This is a genomic window from [Limnothrix rosea] IAM M-220 (genome assembly GCF_001904615.1).
GTDB lineage: Bacteria > Cyanobacteriota > Cyanobacteriia > Cyanobacteriales > MRBY01 > MRBY01.
Map to the genome: position 1 here is coordinate 69,784 of NZ_MRBY01000005.1, position 18,260 is coordinate 88,043.

Below are 18,260 nucleotides of genomic sequence, written 5' to 3' on the forward strand. Positions count from 1 at the left end.
GAATCTAAGATTTTCCGGTGATAAAGACGAAATTAACCTATGGATATCAAGGCATTTGTCCATCAGAGCGCGGGTGACTGGTTTGCCCAACGCACTTTCTACCAAGCGAATAACCCTGACCCTGATAATGGCAAAGCAAATCTGTCCTTTACATTATTGGACAATGGTCATCCAGAAGTGCAGCGTATTGCCACAGCTATTGGTGAACAGCCCGACGAAAATTGGCTTGTGCTCCAGAGCAGTTGGGATACATCCGTTGACTGGACAAAACCGAAGGTTCAGGGAAATTCTTTAATGGCTTTTATTCTTGATCCTGAGAAACCCCAAGAAGCAAAAGCTTTTGCCTTAAGTCAGTCTTTATCGAGTGGTTCCTGTGTGCTCGGAGATGACGGAATTTTGATTATTACGCTGCAAGAAGGCGATAAAGAAATCGTTGAACGGCAATGGTTTGGAAGTGAAAATCTCAGAATGCGTACTAATATCATCACCAGTCAAGTCGGTGTGTTGCAGACGAGCTTTTATTCTGAAATTCGTCGCATCATTGAGCCACCAAAGTCCACGGAAGAAGCGGTGGAAGCAGCAAATTAATTTCGCCGCTTAATAATAATTTATTAAAACAAAAATCAGTGCTCAAAGACATTGCCATAAAAAGCAAGATCGAGCTTAACGAACGTTGGTAAACATTGGAGACATTCTTCCATGAGATACCAGCGTTCTTCGCGTTTGAGCATGGCGGTGAGCTTATGCATCATCGGGATCAAGTAGCGCACGTCATTTGATGCATAGCTAAGCTGTTCGGCACTGAGGGCTGCGACATTACCCCAGTCAGAGCTTTGGGCAGATTTGTCTAGCTCGATGCCCATTAATTCCTTAACGAGGGACTTCAAGCCGTGGCTAGAGGTATAGGTACGGGCTAATTTGCTGGCAATTTTTGTGCAGAAAAAAGGATTGGTTTTAATGTCGAGGGCATGGTCAAGCTGGGCAATGTCAAAGCGACCGAAATGAAAAACTTTAGTAATATTTTCTGCTTCCATCAAGGTTTTTAGATTGGGGGCTGCTGTTTGTCCACGGCTAATGCGAATGGCACTAACGTAATCGTCGTCATCACAAAGTTGAACTAAACAAAGGCGATCGCGGTGGGGATTTAGTCCCATGGTTTCGGTATCGACGGCGATCGCCTCAGATTTGAGATAGCGTTCGAGGAGTTCTGCGCTGATATCTTGCTCGCAAAGTTCAAACTTGTCCATTATTTGCCCAAAAGATTGCTACGTTATTATGCCGGAAAAATTCTCTTTGATCAGAAGGAAGAACCGGGTTGACTCAGAAATTCTAATTCGGCGGCGGTACTTTCGCGCTCCAAAATTTTGTTGCGGTGGGGAAATCTGCCAAATTGCTCAATCACATCAAAATGTTTTTGGGCGTAGTCAATATAACTTTCGCTGATCGGATTGTCTTTAAGCTGCGCAAACAACTCCAGCGATCGCCGTTGCTCTTCTATATTTTCGCTATGTTCAAAGGGCAAATACAAAAATAATCGCTGTACTACTAATAGTTCTTTGTCGAAATTTGCGGCGATCGCCTGCTTTGCAATTTCTAACGCTTTTTCGTCGGTGGCAAAGGCTTGGGGGCTGCCCCGAAATAAATTACGGGGCACTTGATCCAACAACACCATTAACGCCACGCAACCAAGGGGGAATTTTCGCCAATCATCTAACGTGCCGCTTTTTGCTTGTTGATAAAAAACATCCAGAGTCTCACGAACTTGGTCGTCAAATGCCGGATTTTTGATGAACCATTCTTTACGGGAAGTGCCGTAAATTTCACTATCTGATTTCCCAAACCAAAAATCGTTAACGATTTGCCAAGCTTCTGTCACGCTGACTCTTCCAACCTGTAAAAATATGCCAAAATTCTATCATTCACAATCCTAGGAGTTTAGTTTTGGCCTTCTATCAAAGTAGCGATCGCCTCGAGCAGTTGGGAAAGCAAATTTTGCAAAATACTTGGCAGAAATTTCCGAGCCTCAGAACTGATCAGCTTGCCCTCACTTGGATTGTCTACGATGAGCCTGTGATTGTGAATACCGGTGGAGCCTTGTCCCCAGAAGCGTTTTGGCAACATCCAGTGCGGGGTTTTAGCTATCGTGGCGATGAACGAATTTACCCCGCCAGCGTCATTAAACTATTTTATTTGGTCGCGATCCACGAATGGCTTGAAGGCAATATGGTTCAGGATTCGGCGGAGTTGCAGCGGGCAATCCACGACATGATTGTTGAGTCGAGTAATGATGCCACAAGCTACATTGTTGATACCCTCAGCGGTACAAGTAGTGGCCCTGAATTGCCGCCGGAACCTTTTAAAACTTGGAGCTACCAACGGAATATTGTTAATCGCTTTTACCAAAATCTGGGTTGGGAAGAACTTGCGCCGACGAATATTAATCAAAAACCTTGGGGAGATGGCCCCTACGGGCGGGAACGGCAATTTCTGGGGGCAAACTACGAAAATCGCAATATGCTCACCACTAAGGCGATCGCCCGGCTATTCCATGCAGTCATGGGTGGCGTTGCGGTTTCTAGTGAACGTTGTCAGGCGATGGTCAATTTGTTGAGCCGCAGCATTAATCCTCAAAGTCTTGCCGCTATTGATGAAGACGAAAATCAAGTAACCGGATTTTTAGGTGAAGCATTACCGGAAGGCAGTCAACTCTGGTCCAAGGCGGGTTGGACGAGTCGTGTGCGCCATGATGCTGCTTATATTGAAGTACCAAACAAATCTCCGTATCTTTTGATTGTCTTTACCGAAGGGGAAGAGCATGCTAAAAATCGCGATATTTTACCTACTATTTCCCAAGAAATTTTGCGAGCTATTGCTTAGTCCTGAGATCTTCAACTTCTGTGGCTAGACATTAATTTTTATCGCAACGCAGTAGAAGAAGTTGAAGATCTGGTTTTACGCTATTTTTCAAGACCGTAATTTAGCAGTTAAATCATGCTTGAGGCGATACAAAATCGAATCTCGATCCAGCGAATCGATTATTTTTCTGACAATTAATTTGGGATCGTTGTTTCCCCACGATCCCCCTGTGGTCAGATAGGTTTTTGTTGCTTCGCCAATAATTTTGGTTGACAGTCCGGCGATCGCCCCTTGGGTTACCGCCACTGAAACATAAGGTGCGAGAGCCAAGCCTCCTGTTGCGGGCACAGAAAACCCCAGCATTCCCTTGAGGGAGCTTAAACCCAAGTTCGCGATAAATTCACCAGCGGTCATCCCTCCCATACTGAGCGCAATTTTCTGCAGTAGGGCGATCGCCTCAGTGTGGCCAAGATTTAAACCATAGAGCTGGGACAGTCGAATAATTAACGCGACATCAACAATTGCCCCACTAAAAACATCCACGACCGTGACAGGATTTAACGCTACCGCTGCCGCTTTAGTGACCATGGCTTTTTCAATCAGGCGATCGCCGGCCGTTTCCCGTAGTAGCTGCTTGCGTTGTCGCAATTTTTTATTAGTCACATTCACGTAGAGCATTGAATTGAGCGCTAATAAAGCTTTCCCCTCCCGCTCTAAAATCTCCAAAATTTTAAGCTTTAAATCAACAACATTGGGTTTGCCTCGCTCACGCACAACGCTACGCTTGCCTGATTCATCCACCGAAACCTTAGCTACCAAAGGAGAAGCTGCCACCATAACAATCTCATCCGGTGACAAAATTTCCTTCACCCGGCGATCGCAGATAGTTTCATAAATAAGCTCGCGATCCGCCTCAGGATATTGGTCAACTTTGTTAAACACAAGAAGCATCGGCTTACCCACTTCCCGCAGCTGGGATAGAGCCTCAAATTCTACGCGACTCATATCCCCCGCAATCACAAACAGAATCAGATCCATTTGCTGAGCTACCATTTTTGCCAACTGCTCACGGGTTTCCCCATTCACTTCATCAATGCCCGGCGTATCTACCAACTCTAAATGACTATGGTGGCGATCGCCCGTGGAAGCCCGCTGAACATGACTATCCCCGACAATTTCTTCCCTTGTTTGCCAAACCGCCTGCTCAATATCCGTTGTGACACCATGCAATGCCCCAGTCCGAAAAACAGACTCCCCCAGCAATGCATTTAAAACCGATGATTTACCCCGCCCAACCAAACCAAAAGCCGCAATTTGCAACACAGAATGTTCCAGCTTATTAAACATCAAGCCCAATTGCTGGATTTCGTGCTGTAGCCCATACTGTTCCCGCTCCGTTAGATCGAGATTCTGAAGAAGGTGTTTGAGAGTTTCTTGGGCATCGTGATAGTTGATATCCGCTTGGATTTCCGTAAAATCGGCGATCGCCGCATCCAAATCCTCAGCAGACCAAGCCATAGACCCTTCTACATTTTCCGAATCCATCACTAGCCCTGACTCCAATCCGAGTGAGTGATTTGATAAAACATAAAAGAACGACGAATCAACCCATTCCTATTTATTTAAAAACATCCTTAAGAGCTGTGCGTGCCGCCAAGTGATTACGCGTTGAAGTTAAAATATCCACCTCTCGGCGTAAACGCTCCTGAGTATTCTGGAGCTCTAGCAAAGCCTGCTGCTCCTCAGCGACACCATACAAACTCCCCGCAATCCAATAAGAAAGCTCCCGTGGCAAATCAGGTAATTCATCAGGCAACTCTAGAGGCTGATCTGCTAGCTTTGCCGACAGACTCACGACATCCATTAAAATCTGCTTAGCATCCACCGCGAGGGTCGATAAATTACCACTCATCGGATCATCCTCAATCCATTCCACCAAACCTACCCGGTAAGGCTTTTCACGCACATAATCCAAAACCCGAAAACGCTGTTGACCAATCGTGAGCATTTTCATCCTGCCATCCGGCAACTTCTCACAATGAACAATTTCCGCACAACAGCCGACATTAGCGATGCTGCCATCAACCGGATCCACCATCAACACACCAAAGCGGCGATCATGCTCAAGAATCGTGTTCATCATAATGCGATAGCGAAACTCGAACACATGAAGTGGCAAAGGTCGAGAAGGAAATAAAACCACTTCCGGTAGGGGAAATAGAGGTAATTCTCGAACAGCGACGGATGATGGAGTCATTAGTGGAAACAGAATCAGAATCTATATATACTCTAACGGATATGCAAAACTTAAGCGAAACCAACAAAACCCCCGTTAGTTTTAAACTAATTCGGGAGTTTACAATCACCTCACTAAAACTGAGAAAATCAAACTATCTAGAGTTTGACCTCAATATCAACACCAGCAGGTAGATCAAGCTTCATCAAAGCATCAATCGTCTTAGAAGAAGGCTGATAAATATCAATAATGCGGCGGTGAGTACGAGTCTCAAAATGCTCACGAGAATCCTTGTCTACGTGGGGAGAACGGAGCACACAATAAATCTTACGCTTTGTGGGGAGGGGAATAGGACCAATCGCTGTAGCGTTAGTGCGATTAGCAGTATCAACAATCTTTTCACAGGAGGTATCTAGTAAGCGGCGATCAAATGCTTTCAAACGGATCCGAATTTTCTGCTGTTGTAAAGTAGCCATTTTTTTGATTTTTCAAAGTACAAATTTTGGGGCGCTCTCGTAAAAAGCAATCCCCCGGGCTTATATAAAAGAAATTAAGGAGTAGGTTGATAAGCCTATACCTACTCCCAGGGTTAGCTAACGTTACTATTTAATGATCTTGGAAACAGTTCCAGCACCAATAGTACGACCGCCTTCACGAATCGCAAAACGCATGCCTTGCTCAATCGCAACAGGGTTAATGAGTTCAACCGTCATCTTGATGCGATCGCCGGGCATCACCATTTCAGCCGCAGAACCATCATCAGCAGTGAAGTCAGTGATGATACCAGTTACATCAGTTGTACGGACATAAAACTGAGGACGATAGTTAGGGAAGAAAGGAGTGTGACGACCACCTTCTTCCTTAGTGAGTACATAAACTTCAGCTTCAAAGTTTGTGTGAGGAGTGATAGAGCCGGGCTTAGAAAGAACCATGCCACGCTCAATATCTTCCTTCTGGATACCACGAAGAAGTACACCAACGTTGTCACCAGCCATACCCTGATCGAGACTCTTCTGGAACATCTCAACACCCGTTACGGTAGTGCTGCGAGTGTCTTTAATACCAACAATTTCAATGGTTTCACCAACCTTGACTGTTCCACGCTCAATACGACCAGTGGCCACAGTACCACGACCAGTGATCGAGAAAACGTCCTCTACAGCCATCAAGAAAGGCTTATCAACATCACGCTCAGGAAGAGGCATATATTCATCGACACTCTTCATGAGAGCAAGAATCTTGTCAACCCAAGGATCTTCCCCTTCTTTAATAGCTGGATTAGCAACAAGGGCTTCAACAGCCTTGAGGGCAGAACCAGTAGTAATAGGAATATCGTCGCCAGGAAAATCATATTCATCAAGAAGTTCGCGAACTTCAAGCTCAACAAGCTCGAGAAGCTCTTCATCATCTACTTGGTCTTCTTTGTTAAGGAAAACAACCAAGCTAGGAACACCAACCTGCTTTGCAAGGAGAATGTGCTCACGAGTCTGGGGCATAGGACCGTCAGCAGCGGATACAACCAGAATACCGCCGTCCATTTGAGCTGCGCCAGTAATCATGTTCTTGACATAGTCAGCGTGACCAGGGCAGTCAACGTGAGCATAGTGACGATCTGCAGTTTCATACTCAACGTGAGCAGTGTTGATTGTGATACCACGCGCCTTTTCTTCAGGGGCTGCATCAATATCTTCGTAATTTTGTGCTTTAGCACCACCTTGAGCCGCCAAAGCCATAGTGATCGCTGCAGTTAGTGTTGTTTTACCATGGTCAACGTGACCAACAGTACCAATATTGGCGTGGGGTTTGTTTCTTTCAAACTTTTCGCGTGCCATGTGTTTTGTTTTTCCTTAATCGTTAAAAGTGTGCGTTCCCTTTGTTTTTGGCGATGATGGCTTCAGCCACGTGGCGAGGCACTTCATCGTAATTGCTAAATTCCATCGAGAAGATACCACGTCCTTGGGTTTTAGAGCGAATATCTGTGGCATAACCAAACATTTCAGCTAATGGAACTTTAGCGGATACTTTGGCGATACCATCGTCGGAATTCATGCCTTGGATGTTACCCCGTCGGGCATTGAGGTCACCCATGATCTCCCCAAGGAAATCCTCAGGTACTTCAACCTCAACTTGCATAATGGGTTCTAACACTACTGGGGACGCTTGGTCAACAGCATTACGGATCGCAATAGAGGCTGCAATCTTAAATGCCATTTCTGAAGAGTCCACGTCATGAAATGAGCCATCTAGCAAGGTGGCTTTGAGATCGATCATAGGGTAGCCTGCGATGATACCAGATTCACAAGCTTCTTTCATGCCTTGTTCGACAGAAGGAATATATTCTCGCGGAATCGTACCACCGACAATTTTTGATTCAAACTCAAAGCCCGTGCCCTCATCACCGGGTTTAACGTTGATGACGACGTGACCATATTGACCTTTCCCACCGCTTTGGCGGATAAATTTACCTTCCGCTTTGGCTGGTTGGCGAATTGTCTCTCGGTAAGCAACTTGAGGTTGACCAACGTCTGCTTCGACTTTAAATTCGCGAAGCATCCGATCAACAAGGATTTCGAGGTGAAGTTCTCCCATCCCTGCAATCACGGTTTGATTGGTCTCTGGGTCGACGCTGACACGAAAAGTCGGGTCTTCGTCTGACAGTGACTGGAGAGCTTTTGATAGTTTCTCCATGTCTTGCTTGGTCTTGGGCTCCACTGCAACGGAGATCACTGGCTCTGGAATATAAAGCGATTCGAGGATAATCGGTTCGCTTGCGTCACAGAGGGTATCTCCTGTTGTTGTATCCCGCATACCAATTACTGCGCCTAGGTCTCCAGCCCGTAGGGCATCTACTTCGATGCGTTCATTGGACTTGAGAACAATCAGTCGAGAAATACGCTCTTTTTTATCTTTTGTAGAGTTATAGATATAGCTACCTTTCTCGATAACACCGGAATAAACCCGAATAAAGGTTAGTCGACCATAGGGATCAGAGGCAATTTTGAAGGCTAGTGCGGCAAATGGCTCTTCATCGCTGGCTGGGCGATCGCCTTCTGTTCCATCTGGAAGCTCCCCTGTAATAGCTGGAACTTCTAAGGGAGAAGGTAAATAATCAACTACCGCATCAAGTAATAATTGAACACCTTTATTTTTGAAGGCAGAACCACATAACAACGGCATAATTGAGCCGTTAATCGTCCCTGCGCGGAGGGCGGCCATAATTTCAGCCTCGGTAAACTCTTCACCCTCTAAATATTTCTCTAGAAGTGTCTCGTTAGATTCGGCGATCGCCTCAATTAATAAAGCCCGATACTCTTCAGCCTGCTCCTGTAAAGATTCCGGGATGGGCACAACCTCTATTTCTTGACCAATATCATCTTTGTAAATAGACGCTTCCATCTTGACGAGATCAACAATCCCCTCAAAGTCAGCCTCAGCTCCAATCGGTAGCTGAATCGGCACTGCATTTGCCTTAAGGCGATTCTTGATTTGCTCGTAGACCTTAAAAAAATTAGCTCCCGTACGATCCATCTTGTTGACGAATGCAATACGAGGTACTCGATACCTATCCGCTTGACGCCAAACCGTTTCTGATTGAGGCTGAACACCACCAACAGAACAAAAAACAGCAATCACACCATCAAGCACTCGCATTGAGCGCTCAACTTCAATGGTGAAATCAACGTGACCCGGAGTGTCAATAATATTTACTTTGTGGTCACGCCAGCTAGTGCTAATTGCGGCCGCTGTAATCGTGATACCACGCTCTCTTTCCTGCTCCATCCAATCAGTTACAGCATTGCCATCATGAACTTCCCCGAGCTTATGAACAATACCGGAGTAGAACAAAATTCTTTCAGTTGTCGTCGTTTTTCCCGCGTCAATATGAGCGGCAATACCGATATTACGGATTTTTTCTAGGGCAATGCTACGAGACATATTTATTTCCTAAACCGAAAATAATTTCGGACAGAGTAAAAAAACATCACAATAGTGAATAGTTGATTTACTTGTTTGTCTTAATATTTCTTTGCAATGGCGGCTTACTATTATATTGAAGTTCGTGATTTTTGCCAAGAGAAAGTTGGCTGAGGCTAACTTATCAAAACTATTGCTTTCGATAAATGTGACTAAACCAATCTGCCCCTTAGCAAAAACTCATGACACCATTGACTTAGTAGCGGTAATGAGCAAATGCCTTATTTGCTTCTGCCATGCGGTGAGTGTCTTCACGCTTTTTGATAGCCCCACCGGTCTCATTCGCTGCATCCATCAGCTCATTTGCCAGCTTCATCGCCATGGTTTTGCCGGAGCGTTGACGGGCGTAGCCAATTAACCAACGCAGAGCAAGGGCTGTACCACGTCCTTGGCGAACTTCCATGGGCACTTGATAGGTTGCACCACCAACACGACGTGCTTTTACTTCGACGAGAGGTGTGAGATTGCGAATGGCTTCTTCAAAAACTTCGATGGGGTCACTGCCGGTTCTTTCTTTAATGATGTCTAGGGCATCGTAAACAATCCGTGCTGCCAAGGATTTTTTGCCACTACTCATCACACGACGAATGGTCATGCTAAGGAGTCGGTTGTTATATACGGCATCTGGGGGAACTTCGCGCTTTTTTGTGACTGAACGACGAGACATATGATTTTAGGAACTCAAAGGTAATAAGTTTTTACGAAAGTTGTTGTTTGCTACTGAGCAAACTGAGGGCAGCAACTTTTTTATAGGTCAAACATTCCTCTGATACCGTGAGATTTGGAATGCTTGATTTTAAGACTTAGAATAACTTTGCCATTTCCAAAATTCGGAAAATAAAAGCTAATAGATAAATTAATTGATAGATTTCAGCCGAGGCAAGTGCAACTCTTTGCCGACGAACTGGTAAAACATATCAAATATCAAAAAAACTAGTCTGTCGGAAATTATTCCTTCGGACGCTTTGCTCCGTACTTAGAACGGCTTTGGCGGCGATCTTTCACACCGGTTGCATCGAGGGTACCGCGAACAATGTGGTAACGGACACCCGGAAGGTCTTTGACACGACCACCACGAATTAAAACAACAGAGTGTTCTTGGAGGTTGTGACCGATGCCAGGGATATATGCGGTTACTTCAAATCCAGAAGTTAGGCGAACACGGGCAACCTTACGGAGTGCGGAGTTCGGCTTTTTTGGAGTGGTTGTGTAAACGCGTGTGCAGACACCTCGACGCTGGGGGCACTGCTTCAATGCGGGAGACTTTGTTTTCTTTTTAAGCTTATACCGCTCTGAACGAATAAGTTGTTGGATAGTTGGCATAAATATTTGCCCTACGTGCGCGATGATCGTAGGTCATTAGCATTGACAAATAACCATCATATTGAGTTTGAATCTGTTATGTCAAGTTTCTTCTTGAAAAGATTGTCCGCAGTTGCAAATCTTTGAGGCGTTGGGATTTGTGAAGCGGAAGCCGCCACCCATTAGGTCTTCGGAAAAGTCGAGGCTGATGTTTTGCAGTTGTTCTTTGTCTGAGTCACTCACGAGGATTTTAATGTTGCGGCTGTTGTATTGTTGATCGTCTTCTTTGGGTGTTTTTTCTAGGGAAAATTGATAGATAAAATCGAGACACCCACCTTTGGTGAGTCCAAGGCGTAGGTAGCTATTGGTGGCATTGCGGCTACGCTGGATACGTTTGATCTCTTGGGCGGCGGTGGGTGTAATTTGAATCATATTTTGGATTAATAAATCTCTAAACTACTTGCGAGAATAGTCATCCTGGAAACGAATAATATCATCTTCACCAAGGTATTCGCCGTTTTGGACTTCGATCAGGACAAGGGGGACAACGCCGGGATTTTCTAGGCGATGGGTGGTGCAGGCGGGAACGTAGGTGGACTGGTTTGGGGTTAGAAGTTCGGTTTTGTCGCCACATTCGACATGGGCTGTGCCGCAGACGACAATCCAGTGTTCACTGCGGTGGTGGTGCATTTGCAGGCTAAGGCGGTGACCGGGGTTAACTTCAATGCGTTTGATTTTGTAGCCGGGGCCTTCGTCGAGTACGGTAAATGTTCCCCACGGGCGGGTGTCGGAAATGGGGGCTTTGATGGTGAGGCGATCGCCTTCTTGCTTGATTGTGGGAGCTGTTGTTGCTTGAACCATACTGGTAACCTCAGAAGAGCAGTGTTGAGACAGAAGTCTGATATAACTCTAAGTTACCCATTTGTGCTGTATGTTGCTGCAACTTTGTCGAGTCTTCATAAACCAGGTCTGGAGAAGTTGACGGCAGTCGGATGAGGCGATCCCGCCGATGATTTCGGGGCGGTGATTTGAGAAGGTTGCATCTGGGAAATTGGCGACGCTACGTAAAACTCCTGTTTTGGGATCGTCTGTGCCGTAAACAACGGTTTTTAGGCGAGCATGGAGAATGGCACCAGCGCACATGGGGCAGGGCTCAAGGGTGACGTAAAGGGTGCAGTTGTTTAAGTGCCAATTTTGGTGGTGTTGGGCAGCGGCACGGATTGCTAAAATTTCTGCGTGGGCTGTGGGGTCGTGGTTTTTTTCTTTGCGGTTGGCGCTTTGGGCGATAGGTTGATTTTTGTTGTCAATGATTACTGCTCCCACTGGGATTTCCCCGGATTTTCCGGCAATTTTGGCAAGGGCGATCGCCTTATTCATCCAATAGAGATGGCGGTCATATTCTGCTTGGGAAATCATTGGGCTAGAAGTGTCGATAATTCTCCCTGTTTGTCCAGTTCAAACAAATCGGTGCAGCCACCAATATGATTATTGTTAATAAAAATCTGCGGGACAGAACGTTTGCCGTTAGAGCGGTCTGCCATCTTGTCGCGGGCCTGGGCGTTCCTGTCAATTTTGTATTCTGTGAAATGAACGCCTTTAAAAAATAATAAAAGTTTTGCGGCAATGCAGTATGGACAGGTTTGCCAGGTATAAATTTCGACCTTTGCGTTGATGCCTTCTGCACTTTTACCGAATAACGGATTGAGCCAATCAAACATTTTTTCTAAATTCCTCGCTTCTATGTTCCACTTTAGCGATGTATAAACACATTTAGTCGGTAAAACTGGGCAAAGCCAACTGTCTTAAGGTTAAACTTTTATTTGATCAACCCTCTTTTGGACATTAACTGGATAGTAGATTTATGAGCACATCAACACTCACCCGTGACTATAAGGTCGCTGATATTAGCCTCGCGAGTTGGGGACGCAAGGAGATTGCGATCGCCGAAGGTGAAATGCCAGCTCTGATGACTATTCGTAAGAAGTACAGTAATAGTAAGCCTTTGGCTGGTGCAAAGATTATTGGTTGTATTCATATGACCATTCAGACTGCTGTGCTAATTGAAACTCTCATTGAACTGGGCGCAGAAGTCCGGTGGTCTTCTTGTAATATTTTCTCTACCCAAGACCATGCCGCTGCGGCGATCGCCGAATCTGGCGTACCCGTCTTTGCCTGGAAAGGTGAAACCGAAGAAGAATATATGTGGTGCATCGAGCAAACCTGTCGTACCGCGTCCGGCGAACTATGGGATGCCAACATGATTTTAGATGATGGCGGAGACCTCACAGGCTACATCCACGAAACCTATCCCGAAATGCTCACCAAGATCCATGGTGTGACGGAAGAAACCACCACCGGTGTGCACCGTCTCTATGAAATGCTCGAAAAGGGTGAGCTCAAAATTCCCGCCATTAACGTCAATGACGCAGTAACTAAGACAAAAAATGACAACAAGTACGGTTGTCGCCATAGCCTTAACGATGCGATCAAGCGAGGTACTGACCACCTTATGGCAGGGAAAAAAGCTCTTGTAATCGGCTACGGTGACGTGGGTAAAGGTTCCGCCGCTTCCCTCCGCCAAGAAGGGATGATCGTTAAGGTTGCTGAAGTTGATCCTATCTGCGCAATGCAGGCTTGCATGGATGGCTTTGAAGTGGTTTCTCCCTTCATTAATGGCGTTAATAACGGCGCTGAGAGTGTTGATAAAGACCTTTTGGCGAAAACTGATTTGTTGGTCACTGCCACTGGTAACTTCAATGTTTGTGATGCCAATATGTTGAAAGCCCTTAAGCCTAGTGCTGTGGTTTGCAACATTGGTCACTTTGACAATGAGATTGACACTGCTTATATGCGTGAGCACTGGCAGTGGGAAGAGGTTAAGCCCCAAGTCCATAAGGTCTACCGTAGTGATGATCCCCAAGACTTTTTACTGCTATTGTCTGAAGGCCGTTTGGTGAATCTCGGTAACGCTACTGGCCACCCTTCTCGCATCATGGATGGTTCTTTTGCAAACCAAGTTTTGGCTCAAATGTTCTTGTTTGAGCGTAAGTTTGCGGAGCAAAATCCTGAAGATCGCGCCATTACTGTTGAAGTTCTGCCTAAGCATCTTGATGAGGAAGTGGCGCGCTATATGGTTGAAGGTTTTGGTGGTGTGGTTACGCAGCTCACTCCTGCCCAAGCGGACTACATCCATGTATCTGTAGAGGGGCCTTTCAAGACTGATAGCTATAAGTACTAATTTTTTAGGTCTTGTTTTTTAGGGTCGAGGCGTTTTGCGAAACGACCCTACATCGATTTTTTGAATCAATAATTGGAGCGGTTTTGTGGAGGTCATGCTTTGCGAAGCCGTTTTTATTTAAGTAAGGAAGGATTGAGTAACTTTGCCGGATAGGGAGCGATTCCACCATGGGGTATTTGTTTGGGGGCAATGCAGATTTTTGTGATTGACCTGCCAAGTTTTACTTGGATCGAACAGGATTAATGGTTGCGGGTGTTCGGGGGCGATCGCCTTCACTTCTTTTCCTAAACATTTCTGGGGGTTGGTGCTGAGGGCTTGCCAGAGTTGGAGAGGCGACCAATCTTCGGAGACGACAAAATTTTGCCAGAGGATTGGTAGGGCGAGTTCTAAACCAATGACTCCGGAAGGGGCTTCGGCAAAACTGACGGTTTTTTCTTCGTAGAGATAGGGTTGGTGATCGATGGCGATCGCCTCAATAATCCCAGTTTTAACGGCTTCGATTAGGACTTCTTGATCGCTGGGATTACCGAGGGGTGGGTCAAACTTTAGGTTGGGATCGTAGGTGCTGAGGGCTTTGGTGTTCCAGAGTAAATGCATCCACGAGACGCTAGCAGTGATGGGCAAACCGCGTTTTTTTGCGTCGGCAATGAGTTCTACACCCCGCGCAGTGGAAATACGCATCAAATGAACCGGGGTTTTTAGTTCGGCAACAAGCTCACAAATGGCGGCGATCGCCGTGGTTTCGACGGAAACTAATTCTTCAATCAAACCATAGGCCACACTCGCTTTACCGTAGCGGGCAGTGCCGCCATTTTGTAGCGCAAGATTTTTTGGGAAGAGGGCAATGGGTTGATTAAGGGGTCGTAAATATTCGAGAGTTCGCCGCAATAAATTCCAATTATCGATGGCGTGACCGTCGCTGAAACCGCAGGTATTCCCTAGAGTCAATTCGCCTAATTCCGTTAAGCTTTCCCCTGCAAGTTTTTTTGTGATGGCAGCCCAAGGGTGAAAATTGGGTTTTGGGTCGGGCAAGTTATCAACGAGCTGCTGAAAACTGTTGAGCTGACCAATATTGTCGAGGGCTGGGTTGGTATCGGGCAAAATCCCCACCTGCGTAAATCCGCCGGCGATCGCCCCTTGTGCCAATTGCGCCAAAGTTTCGCGGGATTCATAACCCGGTTCACTGCAATGGCTATAGAGATCTACGAGACCGGGAGCCAAAATTAAATCTTCCGCTTCCATTTCTTCAACCCCTTCTGGGATGTCCGAAAGTTGTGGGGCGATCGCCCGAAGTTTGCCCCCTTGAAACAACACATCTTGGGGCTGATCTAACGTTGCCACGGGGTCGAGCACCCGCACTTGACGTAATAGAACATTCTCTAAAGCCTGACTCACAACCTGTTTCCTCGTGCACAAATCCGCCCATCATTTTACTGGCTAACCTAAGAGCTACTGGCGTTTTTTGAAATTCAGCAATGATTCAGCATTTTTTGGCAGCAGTCTCTCCTTGAACCGCAAGCTTTTTTACAAAAGGGTTGCAATTCTGAATCCCAAATTTATGATGAACGAAAGAAGTTTCAGGAGCTATGAGAAATTATGAGTGCATTACGTGTGGGAATTGCGGGACCTGTCGGGTCGGGAAAAACGGCTCTTTTAGATGCGCTTTGTAAGGCTTTGCGGGATAAATATCAAATTGCGGTGGTCACCAATGACATTTACACCAAAGAAGATGCCCAATTTTTAACGCGTTCGGGGGCGTTACCTGCTGAAAGAATTATGGGCGTGGAAACGGGCGGTTGTCCCCACACCGCGATTCGGGAAGATGCCTCGCTAAATTTGTCGGCGATCGCCCAACTAGAAGAACAATTCAATCCCCTTAAAATTTTATTTGTGGAAAGTGGCGGCGATAATCTCGCAGCAACCTTTAGCCCGGAGTTAGTGGATCTAACGATTTACGTGATCGATGTGGCAGCAGGGGACAAAATTCCTCGCAAAGGAGGGCCAGGCATCACAAAGTCAGATTTGCTGGTGATTAATAAAATCGATTTGGCTCCGGCAGTCGGCGCAGATCTAGATGTCATGGATCGAGATGCAAAGAAAATGCGCGGCAGTAAACCATTTCTTTTTAGTAATTTAAAAACCCAGAAAGGACTTGACGATATCATTAGCTTTGTCGAAAAACATATTGTGTAAAACTCTCTCTATTGCCCGATATTCTCTTTAAATTATTTCGATATATTCAGTTGTTAGCAATGTTAACTTGAGTTATGTCTAATCCTACGCCTACTCTGATAAATCTAAAACAACTGCAACAGGATATTGCCTCTCTTTCTCCTGATGCTCAACAAGTAATTATTAATCTCGTTAATTTGCTAAAAGATAAATCAGAAACTGAGCTTTCTCAAACAGCAGATAAATCACAAACACGAAATGTTTATCAAGAGTTTGTTGATAGTGGCTTAATTGGTTGTGTTGACGTAGACGAAGATTTATCTACAACGTATAAGAAAGTGTTGGCTGAAGGTTGGGCAAATAAATATGATCATCGCTGATACTGGGTTTTGGGTAGCATTGCTTGACCGTAGAGACTCTTACCACAATCAAGCTCTTGAATCTTTGCGTACTTATAATGAACCTTTGATCACAACGTGGAGTGTGATTACAGAAACCTGTTACTTATTGCTTACTCGAAAAAATATTCAGACTCAAATAAAGTTTGTTGAGCAGATTAATCAAGACTTATTCACTATATTTGACCTCAATGCAAGCCATGTCCCAAGAATTGCAGAGTTAATGAAAAAATATGCTGATTTACCAATGGATTTGGCAGATGCTTCGCTGGTTATTTTAGCAGAACATCTAGGTCATGGGCGTATCTTTTCAGTTGATCAAAGAGACTTTTATACTTATCGCTGGAAAAATACTGAACCCTTTCAAAATCTACTGATAACCTAGAAAGCTTCACTAATTAGAATTTCAGTGTTCTTGGAGGGCGATCGCCGATGTTAGAGAGACAAAAATTTTCCGATTCCGTAGCACAGCAACGGGCATGGGTCGAAATTGATCATAAAGCTCTTGCTCACAATATTCGAGCGTTAAAAAGTTTACTGGCTCCAACAACAGAATTATTAGCAGTGGTAAAAGCTAATGCCTATGGTCACGGGGTCATCGAAGTTACAAAAACTGTTTTAGAAAATGGTGCAACTTGGTTGGCGATCGCCACCCTTGGAGAAGGAATTGAAATTCGGGAAGCGGGGATTACTGCACCGATTTTAGTTTTGGGAGCGACAAATACCGCAGCAGAACTTGAGGCGATCGCCCACTGGGATTTGCAGCCAACCCTTTGTACTTTGGAGCAGCAAAAATTATTTCAAGAAACAATGAAGAAGCTGGGGAAAACGCTTCCTGTTCACCTTGAGATTGATACCGGAATGTCACGGCTAGGAACCCGCTGGGAAGGAGCTGTTGAATTTGTCGAGGCTGTCCACACTTCCGAAAATTTAGAAATCGCCAGTATTTATTCCCACTTTGCGACGGCCGATGAAGTGGATTTGACCATGACTCATCTGCAACATGAGCGCTTTAAAACAACGCTTACTGAAATTGGGAAGTTGGGAATTCCTCTACCAAAACTACATCTTTGTAACTCGGCGGGGACAATGCTGGGACAAGAGTTTCATTACGACATGGTGCGACCCGGGATTGCGATTTATGGCTGTTATCCTGCTCCTCACATGGAAAATGTTGTTGCTCTAAAACCTGTCATGCAAGTGAAAGCGCGAATTACTCAGGTTAAAACTTTGCCGCCAGACACAGGCGTGAGTTATGGACATCGTTTTGTTACTTCCCAAAAAACTAAAATTGCGGTGGTGGGCATTGGTTACGCCGACGGGATTCCGCGCTGTTTATCGAATAATTTGAAAGTTTTCGTGAATGGTCAACTGGCTCCGCAACTTGGCTCGGTCACGATGGATCAAATTATGCTCGATGTTTCCCACATCGAAAATGTGCAGGCGGGAGATATTGTCACGCTCATTGGGAAGGAAGGGGGCGATCGCCTAACCGTAGACCAGTGGGCAAATCAGTTGGGGACAATTTCCTACGAGATTCTGTGTGGTTTTAAACCTCGTTTACCCCGCATTCATCTGTAATGTTCTGTGACGACTGTAATGCGACCAACCAGATCCATCAAAGCCGCTTGATATGATGAGCCGATAAGATTTCAGAAGATAAAAACGTGAAAAAAAGTTTGGGATTCGGTTTGTTGGCGATCGCCGCAAGTTTTGGTTTAGCTCAAGAGATTAAAGCGGAAGAAGTTTGGCGAACAGAAGAATTTAACGCCGTTTATGTAGGCGATCGCGGTAGCACAGCGATTTGGGAATATGGCGATGGTTTCGGCACAGTCTTTCTCGATGGCTTGGCTGGCGAATACGAAGACCGTGGCACGTATTACGGCTACTGGGTGCAGGCAACTTCTTCTAAAAAATGCGATACCTTTCGCGAGGGCGTGGATGGTCAACCCACTTACCACTGGGGCACTGTAAAAGTCGAATTTATCGATCCAGATTTGCCTTCTCGCTGGAAATTGAGCCTCGGTTTGTGCGATGGCGAACGCATGATTGATTTAAACGGCACACCTGTGATCGAATAAGC

At 45.5% G+C, this 18,260-nt stretch carries 22 protein-coding genes; 8 read left to right on the forward strand and 14 right to left on the reverse strand.

The features are described 5' to 3' along the window. Positions 1 to 39: 39 nt before the first annotated feature. Complete coding sequence (locus tag NIES208_RS03530) at positions 40 to 588, forward strand: phycobiliprotein lyase (RefSeq protein ID WP_075889785.1); 549 nt, start codon at positions 40 to 42, stop codon at positions 586 to 588. Positions 589 to 623: 35 nt separating this feature from the next. Here NIES208_RS03530 and NIES208_RS03535 read toward each other — a convergent pair whose 3' ends face one another. Next, on the reverse strand, positions 624 to 1,247 hold the full coding sequence (locus NIES208_RS03535) for a ribonuclease D (RefSeq protein ID WP_075889787.1): 624 nt from the start codon (positions 1,245 to 1,247) through the stop codon (positions 624 to 626). Positions 1,248 to 1,297: 50 nt separating this feature from the next. Then, entirely contained in the window at positions 1,298 to 1,876 is a 579-nt protein-coding gene (locus NIES208_RS03540; protein ID WP_075889789.1) for a DUF924 family protein, read from the reverse strand. A gap of 65 nt (positions 1,877 to 1,941) precedes the next feature. Between NIES208_RS03540 and NIES208_RS03545 the strand changes: the two genes are divergently transcribed. Further along, positions 1,942 to 2,877 (forward strand): serine hydrolase, encoded by a 936-nt coding sequence (locus NIES208_RS03545; RefSeq protein ID WP_075889791.1) that lies wholly within the window; start codon positions 1,942 to 1,944, stop codon positions 2,875 to 2,877. Between the two features lie 87 nt (positions 2,878 to 2,964). On the opposite strand, the gene NIES208_RS03550 is transcribed toward NIES208_RS03545, so the two are convergent. The 11 genes from NIES208_RS03550 to grxC form a co-directional block, all read right to left on the reverse strand. Further along, positions 2,965 to 4,401, reverse strand: a complete 1,437-nt coding sequence (locus tag NIES208_RS03550; RefSeq protein WP_084176521.1) for a GTP-binding protein — start codon at positions 4,399 to 4,401, stop codon at positions 2,965 to 2,967. 73 nt (positions 4,402 to 4,474) lie between these two features. After that, the gene (locus tag NIES208_RS03555; RefSeq protein ID WP_075889795.1) at positions 4,475 to 5,113 is read right to left on the reverse strand and encodes an LON peptidase substrate-binding domain-containing protein; all 639 of its coding nucleotides are present in this window, start codon (positions 5,111 to 5,113) and stop codon (positions 4,475 to 4,477) included. A 137-nt stretch (positions 5,114 to 5,250) separates the two neighbouring features. Then, positions 5,251 to 5,568, reverse strand: coding sequence for a 30S ribosomal protein S10 (rpsJ, locus tag NIES208_RS03560; protein ID WP_002800099.1), 318 nt, complete (start codon positions 5,566 to 5,568; stop codon positions 5,251 to 5,253). 126 nt (positions 5,569 to 5,694) lie between these two features. Then, positions 5,695 to 6,924, reverse strand: a complete 1,230-nt coding sequence (gene tuf, locus NIES208_RS03565; protein ID WP_075889797.1) for an elongation factor Tu — start codon at positions 6,922 to 6,924, stop codon at positions 5,695 to 5,697. Between the two features lie 22 nt (positions 6,925 to 6,946). Further along, the gene (gene fusA, locus NIES208_RS03570) at positions 6,947 to 9,028 is read right to left on the reverse strand and encodes an elongation factor G (protein WP_075889799.1); all 2,082 of its coding nucleotides are present in this window, start codon (positions 9,026 to 9,028) and stop codon (positions 6,947 to 6,949) included. A 235-nt stretch (positions 9,029 to 9,263) separates the two neighbouring features. Continuing rightward, positions 9,264 to 9,734, reverse strand: coding sequence for a 30S ribosomal protein S7 (gene rpsG, locus NIES208_RS03575; protein ID WP_075889801.1), 471 nt, complete (start codon positions 9,732 to 9,734; stop codon positions 9,264 to 9,266). Positions 9,735 to 10,015: 281 nt separating this feature from the next. After that, positions 10,016 to 10,390 (reverse strand): 30S ribosomal protein S12, encoded by a 375-nt coding sequence (gene rpsL, locus NIES208_RS03580; RefSeq protein ID WP_075889803.1) that lies wholly within the window; start codon positions 10,388 to 10,390, stop codon positions 10,016 to 10,018. A gap of 81 nt (positions 10,391 to 10,471) precedes the next feature. Further along, positions 10,472 to 10,801, reverse strand: coding sequence for a HesB/IscA family protein (locus tag NIES208_RS03585; RefSeq protein WP_075889805.1), 330 nt, complete (start codon positions 10,799 to 10,801; stop codon positions 10,472 to 10,474). 24 nt (positions 10,802 to 10,825) lie between these two features. Further along, positions 10,826 to 11,230 (reverse strand): phosphomannose isomerase type II C-terminal cupin domain, encoded by a 405-nt coding sequence (locus tag NIES208_RS03590; protein WP_075889807.1) that lies wholly within the window; start codon positions 11,228 to 11,230, stop codon positions 10,826 to 10,828. Between the two features lie 48 nt (positions 11,231 to 11,278). Next, entirely contained in the window at positions 11,279 to 11,785 is a 507-nt protein-coding gene (gene tadA, locus NIES208_RS03595; RefSeq protein WP_075889809.1) for a tRNA adenosine(34) deaminase TadA, read from the reverse strand. Then, complete coding sequence (gene grxC / locus NIES208_RS03600; protein ID WP_075889811.1) at positions 11,782 to 12,087, reverse strand: glutaredoxin 3; 306 nt, start codon at positions 12,085 to 12,087, stop codon at positions 11,782 to 11,784. The genes tadA and grxC overlap by 4 nt, the downstream gene beginning before the upstream one ends. 143 nt (positions 12,088 to 12,230) lie before the next feature. Here grxC and ahcY point away from each other — a divergent pair, with 143 nt between their 5' ends. After that, positions 12,231 to 13,607: an adenosylhomocysteinase gene (ahcY, locus tag NIES208_RS03605; protein ID WP_075889813.1), complete on the forward strand. Its 1,377-nt coding sequence runs from the start codon at positions 12,231 to 12,233 to the stop codon at positions 13,605 to 13,607. A 117-nt stretch (positions 13,608 to 13,724) separates the two neighbouring features. Here the strand turns inward: ahcY and NIES208_RS03610 are convergent, their stop codons facing one another. Further along, entirely contained in the window at positions 13,725 to 15,002 is a 1,278-nt protein-coding gene (locus tag NIES208_RS03610) for a dihydroorotase (protein WP_075889815.1), read from the reverse strand. A gap of 201 nt (positions 15,003 to 15,203) precedes the next feature. On the opposite strand from NIES208_RS03610, the gene ureG reads away from it, so the two are divergent. The 5 genes from ureG to NIES208_RS03635 all read left to right on the forward strand — a co-directional run bounded on the left by ureG (position 15,204) and on the right by NIES208_RS03635 (position 18,258). After that, complete coding sequence (gene ureG, locus NIES208_RS03615) at positions 15,204 to 15,800, forward strand: urease accessory protein UreG (protein ID WP_075889817.1); 597 nt, start codon at positions 15,204 to 15,206, stop codon at positions 15,798 to 15,800. Between the two features lie 74 nt (positions 15,801 to 15,874). Next, on the forward strand, positions 15,875 to 16,159 hold the full coding sequence (locus tag NIES208_RS03620; protein ID WP_216349350.1) for a hypothetical protein: 285 nt from the start codon (positions 15,875 to 15,877) through the stop codon (positions 16,157 to 16,159). Next, complete coding sequence (locus tag NIES208_RS03625; RefSeq protein WP_075889819.1) at positions 16,146 to 16,562, forward strand: type II toxin-antitoxin system VapC family toxin; 417 nt, start codon at positions 16,146 to 16,148, stop codon at positions 16,560 to 16,562. The genes NIES208_RS03620 and NIES208_RS03625 overlap by 14 nt, the downstream gene beginning before the upstream one ends. A 47-nt stretch (positions 16,563 to 16,609) precedes the next feature. Further along, positions 16,610 to 17,758, forward strand: coding sequence for an alanine racemase (gene alr / locus NIES208_RS03630; RefSeq protein ID WP_075889821.1), 1,149 nt, complete (start codon positions 16,610 to 16,612; stop codon positions 17,756 to 17,758). Positions 17,759 to 17,844: 86 nt separating this feature from the next. Beyond that, positions 17,845 to 18,258, forward strand: coding sequence for a hypothetical protein (locus NIES208_RS03635; RefSeq protein ID WP_075889823.1), 414 nt, complete (start codon positions 17,845 to 17,847; stop codon positions 18,256 to 18,258). Positions 18,259 to 18,260 lie beyond the last annotated feature (2 nt).